General features: G+C 38.6%; 17 protein-coding genes. 2 read left to right on the forward strand and 15 right to left on the reverse strand.

All coding sequences use genetic code 11. The features are described from left to right. Positions 1-12: 12 nt before the first annotated feature. The 3 genes from ABJD64_RS14000 to prfB all read right to left on the reverse strand — a co-directional run bounded on the left by ABJD64_RS14000 (position 13) and on the right by prfB (position 3341). Positions 13-1341, reverse strand: coding sequence for a YihY/virulence factor BrkB family protein (locus tag ABJD64_RS14000; protein WP_348182524.1), 1329 nt, complete (start codon positions 1339-1341; stop codon positions 13-15). Between the two features lie 29 nt (positions 1342-1370). Continuing rightward, positions 1371-2249, reverse strand: coding sequence for a phosphatase (locus ABJD64_RS14005; protein WP_348182526.1), 879 nt, complete (start codon positions 2247-2249; stop codon positions 1371-1373). Then, a protein-coding gene (prfB, locus tag ABJD64_RS14010; RefSeq protein WP_348182528.1) for a peptide chain release factor 2 occupies positions 2249-3341 on the reverse strand; the annotation gives its coding sequence in 2 pieces (ribosomal slippage) (positions 2249-3280 and positions 3282-3341; 1092 coding nt in all). The genes ABJD64_RS14005 and prfB overlap by 1 nt, the downstream gene beginning before the upstream one ends. Positions 3342-3498: 157 nt before the next feature. Between prfB and ABJD64_RS14015 the strand changes: the two genes are divergently transcribed. Continuing rightward, positions 3499-3966, forward strand: coding sequence for a hypothetical protein (locus tag ABJD64_RS14015; protein WP_348182530.1), 468 nt, complete (start codon positions 3499-3501; stop codon positions 3964-3966). A gap of 91 nt (positions 3967-4057) precedes the next feature. On the opposite strand, the gene tsf is transcribed toward ABJD64_RS14015, so the two are convergent. From tsf to ABJD64_RS14075, 12 genes are all read right to left on the reverse strand, one after another. Next, entirely contained in the window at positions 4058-4888 is an 831-nt protein-coding gene (tsf, locus tag ABJD64_RS14020) for a translation elongation factor Ts (RefSeq protein WP_348182533.1), read from the reverse strand. Between the two features lie 102 nt (positions 4889-4990). Beyond that, positions 4991-5758 carry a 30S ribosomal protein S2 gene (gene rpsB / locus ABJD64_RS14025; RefSeq protein ID WP_348182536.1) on the reverse strand — a complete coding sequence of 256 codons (768 nt, stop codon included), beginning with the start codon at positions 5756-5758 and terminating at the stop codon, positions 4991-4993. A gap of 31 nt (positions 5759-5789) precedes the next feature. Further along, positions 5790-6176 carry a 30S ribosomal protein S9 gene (gene rpsI / locus ABJD64_RS14030; RefSeq protein ID WP_348121285.1) on the reverse strand — a complete coding sequence of 129 codons (387 nt, stop codon included), beginning with the start codon at positions 6174-6176 and terminating at the stop codon, positions 5790-5792. A 5-nt stretch (positions 6177-6181) separates the two neighbouring features. Further along, positions 6182-6625, reverse strand: coding sequence for a 50S ribosomal protein L13 (rplM, locus tag ABJD64_RS14035; RefSeq protein WP_348182540.1), 444 nt, complete (start codon positions 6623-6625; stop codon positions 6182-6184). A 127-nt stretch (positions 6626-6752) separates the two neighbouring features. Beyond that, positions 6753-7538, reverse strand: coding sequence for a DUF3179 domain-containing (seleno)protein (locus ABJD64_RS14040; RefSeq protein WP_348182544.1), 786 nt, complete (start codon positions 7536-7538; stop codon positions 6753-6755). A 32-nt stretch (positions 7539-7570) separates the two neighbouring features. After that, a complete protein-coding gene (locus ABJD64_RS14045) occupies positions 7571-8431 on the reverse strand; it encodes a hypothetical protein (RefSeq protein ID WP_348182547.1) in 861 nt (286 codons plus the stop codon). Between the two features lie 116 nt (positions 8432-8547). Next, positions 8548-9993 carry a SusD/RagB family nutrient-binding outer membrane lipoprotein gene (locus ABJD64_RS14050; protein WP_348182550.1) on the reverse strand — a complete coding sequence of 482 codons (1446 nt, stop codon included), beginning with the start codon at positions 9991-9993 and terminating at the stop codon, positions 8548-8550. An 18-nt stretch (positions 9994-10011) separates the two neighbouring features. Further along, a complete protein-coding gene (locus ABJD64_RS14055; RefSeq protein WP_348182553.1) occupies positions 10012-13278 on the reverse strand; it encodes a SusC/RagA family TonB-linked outer membrane protein in 3267 nt (1088 codons plus the stop codon). A 263-nt stretch (positions 13279-13541) separates the two neighbouring features. Beyond that, positions 13542-14261, reverse strand: coding sequence for a pseudouridine synthase (locus ABJD64_RS14060; protein WP_348182555.1), 720 nt, complete (start codon positions 14259-14261; stop codon positions 13542-13544). A gap of 50 nt (positions 14262-14311) precedes the next feature. Continuing rightward, positions 14312-15352, reverse strand: a complete 1041-nt coding sequence (locus ABJD64_RS14065; RefSeq protein WP_348182557.1) for an ATP-binding protein — start codon at positions 15350-15352, stop codon at positions 14312-14314. A gap of 10 nt (positions 15353-15362) precedes the next feature. Continuing rightward, entirely contained in the window at positions 15363-16046 is a 684-nt protein-coding gene (locus ABJD64_RS14070) for a response regulator transcription factor (protein ID WP_348182559.1), read from the reverse strand. Between the two features lie 141 nt (positions 16047-16187). Further along, entirely contained in the window at positions 16188-17216 is a 1029-nt protein-coding gene (locus ABJD64_RS14075; protein ID WP_348182561.1) for an aminopeptidase, read from the reverse strand. Between the two features lie 227 nt (positions 17217-17443). Between ABJD64_RS14075 and recA the strand changes: the two genes are divergently transcribed. Beyond that, positions 17444-18475, forward strand: coding sequence for a recombinase RecA (gene recA, locus ABJD64_RS14080; protein ID WP_348182563.1), 1032 nt, complete (start codon positions 17444-17446; stop codon positions 18473-18475). Positions 18476-18500 lie beyond the last annotated feature (25 nt).

Raw genomic sequence — 18500 nt, forward strand, 5'->3', positions numbered from 1 at the left:
ATATCACAAGAGCTATATGTCTTTTAGAAGCTTGTTGCCTTTCGACTTACAAAGATCGACCTGAAGTAAATCAAGTGATTTTTCAATGGTCAAAAGATTTTTAACTTCAGTCTCGTGAAGCTTTCTATCTCCATCCTCTTCTAATTTTTTTAGGACAAAATTGATATCAATTTGATTAATGTCGAGTGCTGGCAGGTAAACATAATTGGCACCTTCATCACTCAAACTTCTTGCTAGTACACCTGAGGTTACCAGTCTATTGATCGCATTGCTAACAAACCTATGGGGAATTTGAAGGTCTATGGCTAATCCACGTTTTGTCCACGGCTTTTCGTTGTTTTTAAAGGCTTTTACTATGGCATGAACAATCAACAATGCAATTTTATTTTTCTCTGCCATGCTAAATTTCACATCTTTTTCATCCGGTATATACTCATCTGCCTTTTGGATGGCGAAAGATAGTTCTCCTCCAATACAAACTATTGTCCAACTCAACTGGCAAAAAATAAAGAATAATGGAAGCACTGCAAGTCCGCCATAGACAGCACCATAGTTACCCATTAAAAAAGAAAAAGTGATAAATCCCTGTTGGACGATCTGGAAGAGTGTTCCAGCTATGACACCCGCGATCAGTCCATAAATGAACTTTACCTTAGTGTTGGGCATGATGACATAGATCATAGTGAATAATAACCAGATCAGTACAAACGGAGATAGTTGAACAAAAAATGCAGCAACTGGGGTTACATAGGCCTCAATTTCTCCTGTCTGTCCAATTTTCCTAAGTTGCTGCTCGACGAAAATGGTGACACCACTAGATAAGATGATTAAAATTGGTGAGATCACAATCAGTGCCAGATAATCTGTAAACTTTCGAATGATATTTCTTCCTTTTTGCTTGCCCCATATGTTGTTAAACACGTCTTCGATATTGTTGAGCAGCTTCATCACGGTAAAGAAGAGTACCACAATCGACACTCCTATTATAAGACCACCCTTTGTATTACTTAGCATATTTTGAGCAAATTCAAAGATGGTATCTTTCACCACTTCTTGACCCAAAAACATTTTATCAAGTTCGGTACGGATCAGGTTTTCAATTCCAAAGCCCTTAGAAATACCAAATATCATTGCAACAAGCGGTACAATAGATAGGATGGTCAAATAGGTTAGTGCAGAGGACTGCAAAACAATTTTGTCCTTTTTGAACTCCTTAGCAGTAATGATTAATATCTTCAGAATCCGCAGACGTAATCCTTTCCAACCCTCGGTTTCGGTTGTTTTCCAAATTTCAGTTTTGATAAATTCAGAAGCTTCTTTGGTCTTTGCTAGAATACTCATGTAAACTTGAAGATACTACAATCCAGCTATTATTCTAACGTATTCTTATCATAAAGAAAACTTATGATCCCGTCTTTTAGACCTACATCAGGTACCATAATTTTCTTGGCCCCAGCTTTTTTCATGATTGTTATATAAATTTCCGATGCCGGGATAATTACATCTGCACGATCTTCATTAAGTTGAAGATTGACTACTCGTTGATCGTAGTTCATATTTTTAAGGATCTCGAGCTCTTCTTCAAGTTTTTTCAGACCTATATACTTGCCTTTTTCCTTATTTGTCAACTCATACAATTTCCGAATGTTGCCTCCAGTTCCTATGGCGGTCAACGGGGCTTCCTTTCCTTTATGGTTCATAATCCATTGCAACATTTCATCCCAAGTACCTGCATGTTCAGATTTTTTTAAGAGACGAACCGTTCCAATTGGAAAAGAGTTCGAAACTACTTTTTGACCTCCATGATACAGAGTCAACTCAGTACTACCTCCACCTACATCAATGTGGAGATATTGTTCATCTTGCTGCAGATTGAAGGCAATTACTCGATTGATCAGTTCTGCTTCCAAGTCTCCGCTAATAATATTGATATCAAGGCCACAGGATGCCTTTACTGCTTGCAGAAGTGCATTACCATTTTCAGCCTCACGCATGGCTGACGTGGCACAGGCGTAATATTCGTCAACCTGATACAAATCAATCATAGCCTTGAAAGCATGCATGAGTGTAATGAATTCTCTAAATTTTTGATCCCCAATTTGCCTATTCTCGAATACATCAGTACCTAACCTGAGTGGAAATCTGATGTACTGAAGTTTTTTAAAAATGGTTATCCCATCATAGGTTATTGGGCGGCTAATTTGAAGCCTGACGGCGTTTGAACCAATATCGATTGCAGCTAATATCATTAGTCGGTTTCTAGCCCCTGACCCATTAAAAATGCTTTGATGTAATCATCTAAATCGCCATCCAACACATTCTGCACATCAGTACGCTCTACTCCAGTGCGAGCATCCTTGATTAACTTATAGGGGTGTAATACGTAATTTCTTATCTGACTTCCGAAATCAATTTTCATCTTATTGCTTTCGATCTCGTCTCTCTTTTCATTTCTCTTGTCTACTTCGATTTGATAAAGCCTGGACTTCAACATTTTCATGGCATGCTCCTTATTAGCAAGTTGAGAACGCTCTATGGAGCAAACAATCACAATTCCGGAGGGTTTATGAGTCAGCTGTACTTTAGTCTCCACCTTGTTTACATTCTGGCCACCTGCACCACCTGATCGCGAAGTTTGCCACTCAATATCTCCTTGATTGACCTCAATTTCGATAGAATCGTCAACTATAGGATAGACATAAACCGACACAAAAGAGGTATGTCTTCGTCCTCCGGAATCGAATGGAGAAATCCTTACTAGCCGGTGAACTCCAATTTCTGACTTTAGATAGCCATAGCCAAATTGACCATCAAATTCCAAAGTGGCTGATTTGACACCTGCAGTTTCCCCTGCTTGGTAGTTGAGCTGCTTTACAGAATAGCCATTCTTCTCACCCCACATGATGTACATCCTCATGAGCATAGAAGCCCAGTCCATGCTCTCAGTTCCCCCCGCGCCTGGATTGATTTCCATTACAGCACCTAGTTGGTCCTCTTCTCCGCTTAACATGCGTTTGAATTCCAGCTCCTCAAGTACCTTTATGAATTTTTTATATTCAGTATCAACTTCTGACATATCAACCTCATCCGCTTCGTAGAACTCATAAAGCGTCTCCAGGTCTTCATACATTCCATTTACTTTAGCGAATCCGTCAGTCCAGATTTTTTTGGCCTTGATTTGTTTCAGCATAGCTTCTGCTTGCTTGGGGTCATTCCAAAAGTCTGCTTGGGTAGTTATTGATTCTTCTTCTTCTACTTCTTTTACTTTGATATCGTAGTCAAAGATACCCCCGGAGATCACTCACTCGGGCCTTTGCTTCTTTCAACTGATCTGATGTCATTGAATTTGATTTGTTTAAACAGGTGGCAAATTTATCAATCAATTGCTTTTCCAATCATGTATTCGCTATTTTTTCGTTTCTATCTCACTAGTTTATTTTTTTGATTTAACCTATTTTTGCGCTCCTCCTGTCTAAGTACTTGGATAACAAATATTTTATGAAAACTCTTTTTGAAGCAGAAGATGCTATCTTTCAATTTGATGAAGACAATACCACATTTCAGTTTGGCTGGAAAGGTACAGTAGGCCTGGTCTCTATGCAGAAAATCATGCGCATGGCAACGGAAATAGCCAGTGATTTTAAAAATGTTCATTGGCTGGTCGATCGTAGAGCACTAGAAGGATATTCTCCTGAATGTCGAATTTGGATTAAGAATGATTTCGTTCAGAAGGACGGGAAAGAAATGCTCGTTAAGATTGATAAAATCGCCGTGCTCGAATCTGAGTCTCCAATGGCTACTTTATCGTCCAACGTACTCGCCGATGCAATCAAAAAAGTAAACCCGTCTATCGAATCAAAAACTTTTGATTATGTACAACCCGCTAGCAATTGGTTGGCCGGCATAGTTGTTGAGCCAGTTGTCGAAAAGAAATCAGGTTTAAGAAAACTTTTCAGCAAAAAATAGATCATGCTCTATTTTCCCAAGAAGGATAAGGACACAAAAAAACCCATTTCTTAATAGAAATGGGTTTTTATTTTAATCAGATGGTTAGAAATTATCCGATTGTAATTCTTTTGAACTCAGCAACAGTCATTCCCTTATTTACACTATCCAAATATTGAGCAATGTTCATACTATTGTCTTTCACAAATGCCTGGCTCAACAAAGTATTTTCTTTGTAGAACTTGTTCAATTTACCAAGTGCTATCTTCTCAAGCATGGCTTCAGGCTTGCCCTCTTGTCTTGCTTGATCTTTTCCGATCTCGATCTCTTTCTCCACTACCGAAGCATCAACTCCGTCTTTATCCACTGCGATTGGGCTCATCGCTGCGATCTGCATGCCTACATCTTTTCCTGCTTCCAGTACATCAGTACCATTCGTGTTTTTCAAAGAAACTAAAACGCCTAATTTACTTCCAGCGTGGATGTAGGGAACAACTGCTTCTCCCTCCATTACTTCGTAGGCTACGATGTCCAATTTCTCGCCAATTTTACCAACAAGCTCAACAATTTTGTCGCCCAAGGTAATATCCCCGGAGGTTAAGGCCTTCAAAGCGTCTGCATTGGCAGGTTTATGAGTAAAAGCAGCAGTTGCTAGCTCTTCACCTAACGCTACAAATTCATCATTTTTAGCTACAAAGTCAGTCTCACAAGAGAATGCCACCAACACACCTACTGTATTGTCTTCATTCGTCTTTACAATAACAATTCCTTCGTTAGTCTCTCTGTCCGCTCTTGAAGCAGAAACCTTTTGTCCTTTTTTTCTAAGAATTTCGATCGCTTTTTCGAAATCACCTTCAGCTTCTACCAAAGCCTTTTTACAGTCCATCATACCAGCTCCGGTCATCTGACGCAGCTTGTTTACTTCTTGTGCAGTAATTGCCATTATTAATGTATTTTTTGTCTTTAAATCGATTTAAACAAAAATTGAACACCGAGTGATCAATGTTCAATTTTCTTATATTGTAAGCGAATATTTACTTAGTAATTATTCTGCTGCTTCTGCTTTTTCATCAACTGCCGCTTTCGCTGCTGCTTCTTCCTGATCCTTCTTCTCGTCTCTATCTTTCTTTCTCTCAGCCAGAGCTTCTTCCATTTCTTTGCCGATGTGATTGATAATCAATTGGATTGATTTGAATGCATCATCATTAGCAGGAATAGGGAAATCTACCTGATTTGGATCAGAGTTTGTGTCTACCATTGCGAATACAGGAATGTTCAATTTCTGTGCTTCTTTAATGGCAATGTGCTCTCTTTTGATATCTACTACGAAAAGTGCAGCAGGCAATCTTGTCAAATCAGCGATTCCACCAAGGACTCTTTCTAATTTCACTTTTTCTCTGCTGATCATCAACTTTTCTCTTTTCGCAAGATTCTTGAAAGCGTCGTCTTTCAACATCTTATCCATAGAAGACATCTTCTTAAGAGATTTTCTAATTGTTGCAAAGTTGGTAAGCATACCACCCAACCATCTATCGGTCACGTAAGGCATTCTTAATCTCTTTGCTTCTTCAGTTACGATTTCACGTGCTTGCTTTTTGGTAGCAACGAACATTACTTTTCGTCCTGATTTCACGATCTGCTTGAGTGCATTTGATGCTTCTTCGAGGCATTCAAGCGATTTATGTAGATCGATAATATGGATACCATTCTTCTCCATGAAGATATATGGTGCCATACGCGGATCCCACTTTCTCGTCAAGTGTCCAAAATGAACACCAGCATCAAGTAAGTCTTTATGCTCTAATTTGGCCATTAAGTTTACTTATATATAAAATTTAATATGATTAACGCTTACTGAACTGGAACGCTCTTCTCGCCTTTCTTCTACCTGGCTTCTTACGTTCTACCATTCTAGGATCTCTAGTCATGAATCCCTCTTTCTTCAATGCTGGTCTATGCTCAGGATTAACTTCTACCAATGCTCTTGATATAGCTAATCGTATCGCTTCGGCCTGACCTTTGTAGCCTCCGCCTCCAACATTCACTTTAAAATCAAAGTTGCCATCCTCTTCAACCAATACTAATGGCTGCTTCACGATAGTTTGATAGATCTCAAATGGGAAATACTCTTTCAACTCCCTGTTGTTGATTTTTACCTCACCTTTTCCAGGTGTCATGAACAATCTGGCTACAGATGTTTTTCTTCTTCCAATGGTGTTTGTTACTTCCATCTAGATTATAGTTTTATCTCTTTAGGACTTTGAGCTTCATGCTTATGCTCTGCGCCTTCATATACGTACAAATTACCGAACAAAGCTCTTCCAAGTCTGTTCTTAGGAAGCATACCTCTTACAGCTCTTTCAACAAGAATAGTGGATGATTTAGCCAACACTTCATTTGGCGTTTGCTCTCTCTGACCTCCTGGATAACCAGTATGAGAAATGTACTTCTTATCAGTCCATTTTTTACCAGTCATTTTTACTTTGTCAGAGTTGATAACCACTACGTTATCTCCACAGTCCGTATTAGGTGTATAGCCCGGCTTGTGCTTTCCTCTTATCATCTTGGCCACTTCACTAGCCAATCTTCCCAATACTTTTCCATCAGCATCCACAACTACCCAGTTTTTACTGGCAGTTGCCTTGTTGGTCATCGCTGTTTTATAACTTATTGAATCCACTGTTTTTATCGATTTTTTCTAGTCAAAATCCTACTCCCCTCAAAAAGGGACACAAAAATAGAAGTTTAATTTTTGAAATGCAAAGGAATGATGAAAATTAGAAGTGACGGCTAATGGATATGGCAATTTAATTCTGATTACAGCCACTTGTTGGCTCAATAGGCCCTAAATCCTTCTGTTGCTGTATAAATTCCAACACTAATGCGTCTGGGTACCGATTGCGAATGTCTTTAAAAGTTGACACGCCCCACCTTCCTCTGTTGTACTTAACCATACTTTCATCTTTATAAGCCCCGGAGACTGCCTTATCACTTATGGGCCACCACAAACTTTCTGAATTTCTATCCCAAAGGATGAAACTTTCTTTTGCGTCATATGCATTAGGATCTTGATACGTAAAACCACTAACGGCAAAAGTCAAAGTCCGTCCACAGTATTCACGCGTATATACTGAAGCTAAATCAGCCAAAAAACAATAGACAACTGCAATGGGCTCACCATCTACAACTTCATTGACAGTCTCATGGCGTCGAAGAATTTGATAAGGGTAAACTTTAACCGTATTTTCAAAACTAACAATAACAGCTCTTGAAGTATCAGGATAGTTAACCGATGTCTCGCTAAGTAGTTCGTAATCAGGATCCGTAAGAGCATAAAATGCTTCTCTACCTAAACCCTTTTTTAGATTGCAGGAATTCAGGGTCCAGTCTGTTATCTCAAAATGAGTGGCGGTATCTTGTCCTCCCCATAGAAAAGTCTGGTCATCCACCTCATAATATAAGCCAGATTCTATCACCCTATTGCTACATGCAGATAAGTCTTCCGGCTCCGGTGGAATATAAATTTCGTCTATACCTTCACAGCTTCCTATAAAAAGAAGAATGCCTGTAAGATATAATAAATTAACTTTCATCAACCTTTTAACAAATTATGTGTTTCCATAGTTCAAATATCAAGGTCAAAAAAAACTCCCATGGTATAACTAGGCTGAACGTACATTAATTGACCTGAAATTGCCTTGGCCATACTCGCGGACACGCCCCATTTATCAGACATTTTGAATGCCAATTCTGGGGAGACAATAGTATACTCAGTATTATTGGACAGGAGACCTTCGAAAAACAAATTATCATCTACTGATCCGTTATAGAAGCTTTTTACTCCAAAGACTTTAAAAATAATATTCCATTTACCAGCTCCTATTCCAGTTTCAAATCCGTATCTAAACTCATCAGAAAAACCTTCTGTCCGATTATTGAATCCTGTATTTAAAGAAACATATGGATACGCACCTGCAACCTTGATTGACGAGCTGAAATCGAGGCTTATCATCTGATTAAACTCACCATCTCCAGTTTGCAATGATCCATCTGTACCCTTATTCACTTCACCAACTGGCAGGCCTAATGTAAGAGAAGCACTTACCACAATGCGGCTTTGAGTCAGAAGTCCATACTTGATAGCAATGTTGGTATCTCCTATGGAGGAAAATGTTTCGCCATCATGCAGCACCATTCCGTTCGCAGAGTTTTTTTGCTCAAACAGAGTTGATTTGCTATAAAACGGAAAATAAACGATGCCCGTCAACCTATCGGAAATGCCATACTCTGCATAAAGAGAGGTAGTCCCAAAGCTTCTGCTTCGATCTGTAATAGTTGCTCCATCCTTGTCATAAAATTGATTAAAAATGACCCACTGTTGCCCAAATTTCAAGTAAAGTTCCTTTTTGCCTTGGGTCCAGCCGCCTCCTGCTTCAGCGTAAGAAGTACTAAGTATAAAACAAAAAATGGTTAGATATCTAATCATGAAGTCAGTTTTGATTTCCCATCAATAAAACATTTTATTGACCTCAATAATTCCTTTAAAGCAAAAAACCATCACACAAATGTGTGATGGTTTTTATTATTAGTTTTAATCAATGCTTATTGATTCCAGAATACTCGAGTGGTCACTGCATCTCCACCAATTTTGGAAGCTGCAGCACTATAGTTAGTGCCGTTCAACGTAAGCTCTCTCAAAGGATAAGTCATACGAACAGGAATGTCTGCTACAGTCATTGTTGGAGGAGCATTAAAGGCAGGGTAGCCCATTCTTCTCCAAGTAGACCATCCTTCCAAACCTTGGTTGTACAATGCCAACCAAAGCTGAGTACCGATCTTCTGCTGCCAAGTACCAGTAGCAGTAGTATAAGCTACAGTTGGCTCAGTAAGGTAAGTACCAATGGTAGCTCCCCACTGATCAAATGAAGCTGTAATACCAGCGTTATAGTGAGTTTCAGCAGTACCAGTTACACTGTAACCACCTCTTTCTACCATTTCAGCCATCAAAAAGTGAGTTTCAGCAGCATTGTACAATACTCCAGGAGTAGTTGGCTGATGCAGAATGTCACCAATTTGAGTGAAGTTTGCATATGCGTTGGCATCACCATAGATACCTCCATCAAATACTCCAGCTCCAAGATTTTCTCTGAAATAAACAGATCTTCTTGGATCATTATAAGTATTCATCATATCAACAACAGTATTGGCCGCAATAAAATCCGCTCTTCCACTCAAAACCAAATCCTCATGAACTGGACTTGTATTAGGCGAACTAGTTTGATACGTCATTGCAAAATTCTGCGCATTCGTGGTAATTACACCGGCAGTCATAGCTTCGTTAGCCCAGGTTACAGAAGTAGCAGAATTAGTACTTGCCAACTTCATAGCCATTCTCAACTTAATTGAATTAGCAAATCTCGCCCAAGCAGCAGCGTCTCCTCCGTACACTAAATCAGAAGAACCGAATCCTCCTTCAGCAGTGTTAGCCAAAAGTGTAGTACTAGCTGTAGTCAAGTTACCAGCAACTGAAGTATAAATAGTTGCAGCATCATCATAAACCGGATTAAGATTCGTAGGATCCAAAGCCTCAGTATAAGGAATGTCACCAAAAATGTCAACCATAGTTATGTATGTGTAACCCATCAAAATGTCAATAATTGCCATTCTGTTTCCAAGGTTTGCATCGCTATTACCAGAAGTCCCTTCAGCTAACTCAGTAGCTATGATTTGTCTGGCATCTTTCAAATCAATCAATACATCTCTGTACTGGTTCGTCCAGATACCCAGAGATATTTCACGAGCGGTGATTGTATATTGACTTTCATCAGGATACGTAGTTTGCGCCCACATTTGTGAATATAATCTGAAAGGATTATCGTTTACGCTCATACTAACAATGTTATCCACTGCCTCTCTGGTAGCTCTTGCGAACAAGGACTCCGCAGCCACTGAAGCAGGATTCTTCTGGTCAGTATTTAATTCTTCTAATCTGTCGTCACACCCTACAAATATTACTGTAAGAAGGACTATATATAATAAGTTTTTCATATTTCTTCTGATCAATTATTACAATGTAATTTTAATGTCAAATCCAACAGATCTAACCGTAGGATAAGATCCAGACAAATAACCTTGAGAGAATTGACCTCCAAGACCTGATTCAGGATCTGCATATGGTACATTTTTGTTAATAATCCACAAGTTTCTACCTACAACAGAGATATCAACTCCTTGAGACCATGATCCTACCAAACTTGATGGCAAGCTATAGGTTAATCTCATTTCTCTCAATTTAACAAATGACGCATCATACACTGTCATTTCGCCAGGGTTTCTTGTAGCGTTACCCCAGTAGAATGCACCTCCGAAGTAATCTGCAGGAGCTCTGGTTGTATTCTCAGAACCGTCGGCCATTACACCTTCGTTCAACACACCACCACTTGTAGCATCAGTAGTAACTGGGTTTCTGATTGGATTGCCCAAATCGTTAAGTCCAGCAGTATGCTCCAATACACCAGTTCCTTGTCCGTAGTGCATATCCAAAGAATAAACATCACCGCCTTGTGAAACATCAATTAAGAATCCAAGAGTTATTCCTTTGAAAGAAACTGTATTATTGAATCCTAATAAATAATCAGGGTTTGGATCGCCTATGATTTGATCAGCTTCAGATAGGTAACGACCTTGTGAGTCTACCACTCTTCTACCATCCAAATACTGGTATCCAGTACCTTTCAATACACCTAAAGGCTCACCTACTGTAGCGTTTGAAGAAATATTTCCTTGGTAACTTTGGATCGTATAATTATCCGTTGAGTTGCCATCAGCATCATTCAAATCCAAAACTTTGTTTCTGTTTCTGGTGAAGTTTATAGCAAGATTGTACTTAAGTGCATCAGTTCTAACAATATCACCACTCAATACCATCTCAATACCTTTGTTCTCGATAGTACCAACATTAACAAAAGTACTAGAGTAACCAGTAGCTCTTGAAATTTCAACAGGCATCAATTGATCCGTTGTTTCTCTGCTATACCAAGCAAAATCAACATTCACTCTTCTATCTAAGAAAGAACCTTCAAATCCAACCTCAGTTTCTGTAGTAATCTCAGGCTTAAGGTTTGAATTGTTTTTGTTACTTCTCACAGTAGTCATAACTGTGCTCCCGAAGTTGTCTACACGAGCATAAGTATCATTTACTCTCAAAGCACGGGTATCATTACCCACCTGACCAATACTTGCGCGAACTTTACCGAAGTCCATCCAGCTTACGTCAACCAACTCAGAGAATACAAATCCAACACCCACACCGAAGTAATCATACTGATTGTTAGCTACTGGAAGAGCTGAAGAAATATCAGTTCTGTAGTTAGCATCTAGGTATAAGAAGTCTTTATATCCAAGGTTTACGTTAGCGAAGTAGCTATAAATCTCTTTCTCCCATAGAGTTTCAACAGGGAAAGGGTTAGTTCCAACAGAGTTACTCAAAGCATATAAGCCCGGAACAGCCAATCCACCACTAGTAGATCCGAATGTATTTGAATATCTCTCTTTTTGAAGGTTGAATCCAACCAAACCTGCTAGGTTCAAATCATCGTTCAACTGCTTGTTGAAGTTCAACATAGCGTTGTAATTCCACTCGTGGTTTTCTATGTCAGTTCTAGCATATCCAGAAGGCTCATCAGTCAAGTTCACGCCAAATTCAGCAGCGATACTACCTACAGCTCTTCTTTCTTCTCTTGTTTCTGTGTAGTTATCCAGAGATACTCTACCATTTACAGACAACCAATCGGTCAGTTTGTACTGGAATCCGAATTTAGTCAAGAATCTATCTCTAGTATCAGAGTTGAAGTTCTCATATCTGGTCCAGTATGGGTTATCCCAGTAAATTGGAACTAAAGGAGTGTCATGGCTCGCACCATTCCAAGTATAGTTCAATCCAGTTCTATTATAAACTCTTTCCAATTGCTTAACATCAACGTTAACCTGCCACCACTGACGGAACTGAGACATTAAGTTATCGCTATATCCAGTAGAGAATCTACCAACAGCGTTTTGCTTATTGTACTGCATCATCACATCAGCAGACAATTTTTCGCTCATTTTTGTAGTAGCATTGAAATTGAAAGTATGCTTTTTCAAAGAACTATTAGGCAAAATATCATCCTGATCATGGTTGGTATATCCAAATCTGAATGTCGCTAATTCTCCTCCACCTGTTAAGGCAATGCTATTTCTCTTGATCACCTGAGTTTCGAAGAAGTCTACCGGAGTAGTTGAACCAGCTACATAAGGATAAGACTGACCGAAATTAGCTTCACCAGGAACAAATGAATCCCACTGATAAGCACTAATAGACCCATCTAAAGCATCTCCATAAGAAGCATCTTCAGTAGTTGGAACTACATTGTCATCATTACCATCTCCGTTAACGTCAATTGCATAAATCGCACCGTTTGGCGTATGGCTACCATAGTATGGTCCATATCCAGCTCCATATTCGTTTTGATATTTAGCGAATGTAGACTTGTCAATTTTACCTATAGTAACACCTGTAGATAATTCAACGCCAATACCTTTTCTAGACGTTCCTTTTTTGGTTGTAATCAAGATTACACCATTTTGGCCCCTAGATCCGTAAAGTGCAGTCGCTGCCGCACCCTTAAGGATAGACATAGACTCAACATCTTCAGGATTGATATCAGAAGCAGGGTTACCATAATCATAACCTCTACGTCCTTGCGCCTGAACAGCTGTGTTAGAAGTTCTGTTACTTACAGGAACACCATCAATAACAAATAATGGGTTGTTGTTCGTAAAAGAAGAGTTACCTCTGATGTTAATTACAGCAGAACCACCCATTGCAGTAGTTTGTCTCACCTGAACTCCAGCAGCTTTACCAGAAAGTGAACCGATGATGTTATCAGACTTAACTCTGTTTACATCCTCAGTACCCAATGTTTGCTGAGCATATCCTAAAGAAGCCTTTTCTCTAGATACACCCATTGCGGTAACAACTACTTCAGTCAATTGCTGAGCGTCTGGCTGCATAACAAGATCAATCACGCTTCTAGAGCCGATTTCAAGTTCTTGTGTAGAAAGACCAACAAAAGAATAAACTAGAGTACCTCCTTCAGAAGGGACAGATAACTTATAGTTCCCATCCAAATCGGTAGTTGTACCTGTAGTTGTACCTTTTAGTACAACCGTCACGCCTGGTAATGTTGAATCGTCTTCTGCAGACGTAACTTTACCAGAAACTGTCCTGTCCTGTGCGGAGGCTTGTGCTATCAAACCTGACACGAACAAGAAAATCAGTAATAGTTTTCTCATAATAAAATATGGTTTAGTTAAAAATAAAATAAAAAATCTTCCAGCAGTTCACTGCTTGAAGTTGGTTTAATTCTTTATTTCAAAAATTTCAATCATCTGCTTGAAAATTGCTAATATCTCAATACAGACAACTGTAGTAACAGCAATATTACTATTTTGACAACATTTATGAAACTTTATTGACAATATTTAAAGTCTTGGTGTAATTGGCGACATTTACAAACAATTGATTTATAATATAAAATTCCAATATTCATTGAATTTTAATTGAACTTATTAAGTTTTTTAAGAATTAGACTCATATCCTTTGGATAATCGCAAGATATCGAAATAAAATTTTTATTAACATTTGTTAGTTTAATTGCCTGCGCGTGAAGACCTACACGGTTAAATAGCGGCCGTTCGTCCACATCTTTCTTCCATTTGAAATCTTTTTTGACCGCTGAGAGATATATCGGCACTCCACCATACAGGACGTCTCCAGCTATCGGGAATTCCAAATATGCCAAATGCGCCCTGATCTGGTGCATTCGACCTGTTAGCGGCTTAGCCTCAACAAGCGTATAGTCCTTGAAAAACTGCTTTGGTCTAAATAAGGTAGTAGCTTCCTTGCCATTCCTCCTGTCGTTTACAGCCTTTCCTGATCCAGATGTGCGTAATGGGACATCTACCTTTATAACTTCGTTCATAAACCTTCCTTTGACCAATGCGTGATAGACCTTTTCCACCGTTCTTTCCTGAAACTGCATCGCCGCTGACCGAAACGCTTCGTCATTTTTTGACAAAATCAATGCACCGCTCGTTTCTTTGTCTAGTCTATGGCATACTTGATAACTTGCATTCAACTCTCTAAAAAGACTTAAAACGTTGGTGCTGTCATTTCGATCCTCCAAAGTAGACAATGAAGCAGGTTTATTTATTATAGTGTAGTTGTCATCATCATACACAATCATTTCCCTTGCATTCCAGGCGTTTTTTTTCATAAAGGCAAAGTAATCACGAAAACGACTAATATTTAAGAAAGCGAAGAATTCTATTCTGAATGGAATAAGTCAAGCTCAAAGCTAAAGGAAGAACCTTCAGTAACATTGCTTACTACTTTTACCTCACTGCCATGCGCCTCAACAATGTGCTTTACAATTGAGAGCCCCAGACCTGTTCCTCCTTGCGCCTTTGAGCGACTTTTGTCCACTCGATAGAAGCGCTCAAATATCCGATTAAGATGTTCTGGAGGTATTCCAATGCCATTGTCCTTCACTGTAACATCGAGTTTTAATTTATTGATTGCGAGTGAAATAACAACTTGGCCGTTTTCGTCAGAATATTTAATAGCGTTAGAAATCAAATTAACGAATACTTGATGGATTCTCTGACTATCAGCTAAAACTAAGATTTTGCTTGGTTCTTGCGTCTCCAGCTTAAGGTCAATCCCCTTTTTTGCGGCTCGCTCCTCTAATTGATCAAAAATCTCATAGATTACCTCGCAAATATCGGTCGGTTCAAACTGCATTGTGATATCGCCCGCCTCCATGTGAGATACCGTGAGTAAATCTTGAACCAGCGCATCTAGTCCATCAAGATTCTTGGCCGCTTTTTTTAAAAACTTCATACGAATCGCCATATCATCTATCGCACCATCTAATAAGGTATGTACGAAGCCTTGTGCGGCAAAAATTGGTGTTTTGAGTTCATGGGATACATCAGCAAGAAACTGCCTCCTGAATTTTGCCATTTGTTTGAGCTCTTCAATTTCAGATTGTTTGACATGGGCATAAGAATAAATTTCCTGCTGAATCTGGTTTAATGAACTGTGGCCATATGTTCTTTTTGGCTTGATGGTGGACAGATCATTTTTTCTTATTTTTTCGAACATCTCATAGATGTTTCGCAATTCTTTGAAAAACAAAAATTCCAAAACCACATTAATCAGAATATAGCTGGCTCCAAAACAAATAACAGGAACCAACCAAAATACAAATGCCGGTAGCTCAGGAATTAGCAAGAGACTTGCTCCTATTATGACAGCGATACTCGCAGCAAGAATAAGTGCTAAACCCTTAGAATTTAATAACATTTACTATTTGTTAGTCGAGTTCAAACTTATAACCAACACCTTTGATGGTAGATATATAACCATCACCTATTTTTTCTCTTACTTTTCTGATATGAACATCGACGGTTCTGGCAAGTACAAATACATCAGTTCCCCAGATATTAATCAATAAATCGTCCCTACTAAATACTTTTCCGGGATGTTGAGCCAGAAAGAATAATAGTTCGAATTCTTTTTTGGGAAGAGTAAATTCGCGATCATTTTGCGTGACCACGTAGCTCTGTCTGTCTATAACTAAATCTCCAGCTGTTATTTTCTCATCTACATCTACTTCTTTTTTGGATCGCCTAAAAATAGCGTTTATTCTGCTCATCAAAGCCCTTGGTTTAATTGGCTTTGTTAAGTAATCATCTGCACCACTGTCGAATGCAGCAATTTCAGAATATTCTTCTACTCTTGCGGTTAAAAAGAGAATGAATGTATTAGAAAGTGATTTTAATTCACGAAGTTGTCTACAAGTCTCAACTCCATCCTGACCAGGCATCATGATATCAAGCAGGATTAAATCAGGAACAAAAGTTTGTGCAACTTCAACTCCCTTTATCCCATTATTTGCTACTTCTACCTGATACCCTTCCTTTTCCAGATTATATTTCAAAAGGTCCAGAATATCTATTTCATCATCGACCACTAGGATTTTTTTATTCCCTGACATATTTAGAAAGTGATTAACTTATTAATGTAAAATTTAGATTAACAATTTCTACATGCAAATTCCCAAATATTAATTACTTAACCTGTCTGATAGAAAAGACATAACAATTATTTAATACTTGGGAAATATAATAAATGCCCGTCAGTCTTCCATTTTATAGAATTCTATAAATTTCTTGAGGTCCCCACGGAACTGACTCTCCAGCTGAAATTTAAAGTCTTCTTTTTTTGAATCATAACGCTCAAAAGTCATAAAAAAGGCATTATTGGGGAGCTTCTTTTGGAATCGCCCATGGTAAATGCTATCATCTGAAAAGGATATTGAATCTAACCTTTGAACCCAGTCCTTAAGATATGTTTTTTTGGCTTGGTTCTTCTCCGTATTCAACATCTCTGAACTAAAGCCTGAATATAAACTATCTAGCTCCTTTACTCCTAATAGACAATGTTTTATGAATTTTTGGACATCAAATTCACTCTCAATGTATTTACTATAGACCATATTTTCAATCCCATGTTTATTGGCCATAAAAAGTTTTGCTCCCTGCTCTCCAATAAAAGATGCCAGGTTTTCATTGAACGTTAATGAATCTTTAATAAAAATATTTGCATGAGTAATTTCATGAATAAATAACTCTGCAATACTCCCTTTACTTCGTTCTAAATTCTTGGATAGAATTGGATCGGAAAACCAACCCAAAGTTGACCATGCATTGACAGGCCTTATCCTTGTGTCATATCCTTCTTTCTTTAACAATTGTTCTTCAGACTTCGCCCTTTCTAGATCAAAAAAACCTTTATAGGAAACACTTCCGACAATTGGGAAATACCACTCTACGGATTCCAGTACATATGGCTTGCTTGCCGATAAATTCCACAAAATATCTTTCCCATTTTGGTCATAGATGGTGGTGTAGAGACCGTCAGACTTTAAACCCAATTCCTTTTCGGCAAACAATTTGACTTCCCTCACAAACTCAATTTTGGTCTTCAGCTCGGCATCGACCGTTTCGTCTGTTAGTACCGCATCAATAGTTCTTGCATTCCACAGTACATTTAATTGTCCTCTTGCTTGCATAAGAAGATAACTAATCAGGTCATGCTTTATCAGTCCTATGAATAAAAGTACGATAAGGCCTGCAGCAAAAGTCTTCTTTAAAAATTGTTTCATTATAAAAATTCAATAGCCAAAAATAACAAGAGTGATGTCTCAATCAACCTTTATAACCGGCTATATTTAAAAGGGCTAATACTAAATTTTTTAGTATTTTAGATAGAATATTGATTTTATAGTTATACATTTACTAAAATTTTTATGCAAATACGGCAATTAGATGCGCTAATAGTCGTGGAATTGAAATAAATTGCGTCTTTATTAGAATCTGAAAAAATCTTACAATGAGCGAAAATGCTGAAAAATTAAAAGCACTTCAACTGACCATAGACAAACTCGAAAAGTCATACGGTAAAGGAGCCGTAATGAAATTGTCCGATGAAAGTGTAATAGACATCCCATCCATCCCAACAGGCTCTGTAAGTCTCGATGTTGCCCTTGGTATTGGAGGTATTCCCAGGGGTCGAATTGTAGAAATATATGGCCCAGAATCTTCAGGTAAAACTACATTGACTCTGCACTGCATTGCTGAAGCACAAAAGCAAGGTGGAATGGCAGCTTTTATAGATGCCGAGCATGCTTTCGACAGAGGATATGCTGAAAAACTTGGAATAGATACGGAAAATCTATTGATCTCACAGCCTGACAATGGAGAACAAGCCCTGGAAATAGCCGAACACTTGATCCGCTCAGGAGCCATTGACATTATAGTGATTGACTCAGTAGCAGCCCTGGTTCCAAAAGCAGAACTCGAGGGAGAAATGGGGGATAGTAAAATGGGACTCCAAGCCAGACTGATGAGCCAGGCCCTGAGGAAACTGACAGGAGCCATAAATAAAACAGGCTGTACTTGTATATTCATTAATCAACTGCGAGAAAAAATCGGTGTTATGTTTGGAAACCCTGAAACCACAACGGGTGGAAACGCGCTTAAATTTTACTCTTCTGTCCGGTTAGATATCAGAAGAATTGGTCAAATTAAAGAGAGTGCTGATAACGTTTTAGGTAATAGAACCCGCGTCAAAGTAGTAAAAAACAAAGTGGCTCCACCCTTTAAAGTCGTGGAATTTGACATCATGTATGGAGAGGGGATATCCAAAGTAGGCGAAATCATTGACCTGGGTGTAGAACTCAGCATTATCAATAAGGCCGGTTCCTGGTTCTCGTACAAAGGAAATAAATTAGGTCAAGGCCGTGATTCTGTCAAAACTTTACTCCTTGATAACCCAGAACTGATGGATGAAATGGAACTCGGTATACGAAATAAAATAAACGGCGTCGAAGAAGTTGATGAACCCGTAAATACGGAAGCCTAAATAATTAACCTTACAAAAAAGGAAT

Origin of the sequence: Reichenbachiella sp. (genome assembly GCF_039944555.1) — a bacterium.
Classification (GTDB): domain Bacteria; phylum Bacteroidota; class Bacteroidia; order Cytophagales; family Cyclobacteriaceae; genus Reichenbachiella.

What these genes read in the sequence shown, in the direction of transcription:
- ABJD64_RS14060 (WP_348182555.1), bottom strand. Translation starts at nt 14,261, where the DNA reads ATGAAAAAAAACGCCTGGAATGCAAGGGAAATGATTGTGTATGATGAT.
- ABJD64_RS14015 (WP_348182530.1), top strand. Translation starts at nt 3,499, where the DNA reads ATGAAAACTCTTTTTGAAGCAGAAGATGCTATCTTTCAATTTGATGAA.
- rpsI (WP_348121285.1), bottom strand. Translation starts at nt 6,176, where the DNA reads ATGGAAGTAACAAACACCATTGGAAGAAGAAAAACATCTGTAGCCAGA.
- ABJD64_RS14065 (WP_348182557.1), bottom strand. Translation starts at nt 15,352, where the DNA reads ATGTTATTAAATTCTAAGGGTTTAGCACTTATTCTTGCTGCGAGTATC.
- ABJD64_RS14000 (WP_348182524.1), bottom strand. Translation starts at nt 1,341, where the DNA reads ATGAGTATTCTAGCAAAGACCAAAGAAGCTTCTGAATTTATCAAAACT.
- recA (WP_348182563.1), top strand. Translation starts at nt 17,444, where the DNA reads ATGAGCGAAAATGCTGAAAAATTAAAAGCACTTCAACTGACCATAGAC.
- ABJD64_RS14070 (WP_348182559.1), bottom strand. Translation starts at nt 16,046, where the DNA reads ATGTCAGGGAATAAAAAAATCCTAGTGGTCGATGATGAAATAGATATT.
- ABJD64_RS14040 (WP_348182544.1), bottom strand. Translation starts at nt 7,538, where the DNA reads ATGAAAGTTAATTTATTATATCTTACAGGCATTCTTCTTTTTATAGGA.
- ABJD64_RS14055 (WP_348182553.1), bottom strand. Translation starts at nt 13,278, where the DNA reads ATGAGAAAACTATTACTGATTTTCTTGTTCGTGTCAGGTTTGATAGCA.
- ABJD64_RS14045 (WP_348182547.1), bottom strand. Translation starts at nt 8,431, where the DNA reads ATGATTAGATATCTAACCATTTTTTGTTTTATACTTAGTACTTCTTAC.
- ABJD64_RS14050 (WP_348182550.1), bottom strand. Translation starts at nt 9,993, where the DNA reads ATGAAAAACTTATTATATATAGTCCTTCTTACAGTAATATTTGTAGGG.
- rpsB (WP_348182536.1), bottom strand. Translation starts at nt 5,758, where the DNA reads ATGGCCAAATTAGAGCATAAAGACTTACTTGATGCTGGTGTTCATTTT.
- ABJD64_RS14075 (WP_348182561.1), bottom strand. Translation starts at nt 17,216, where the DNA reads ATGAAACAATTTTTAAAGAAGACTTTTGCTGCAGGCCTTATCGTACTT.
- ABJD64_RS14005 (WP_348182526.1), bottom strand. Translation starts at nt 2,249, where the DNA reads ATGATATTAGCTGCAATCGATATTGGTTCAAACGCCGTCAGGCTTCAA.
- tsf (WP_348182533.1), bottom strand. Translation starts at nt 4,888, where the DNA reads ATGGCAATTACTGCACAAGAAGTAAACAAGCTGCGTCAGATGACCGGA.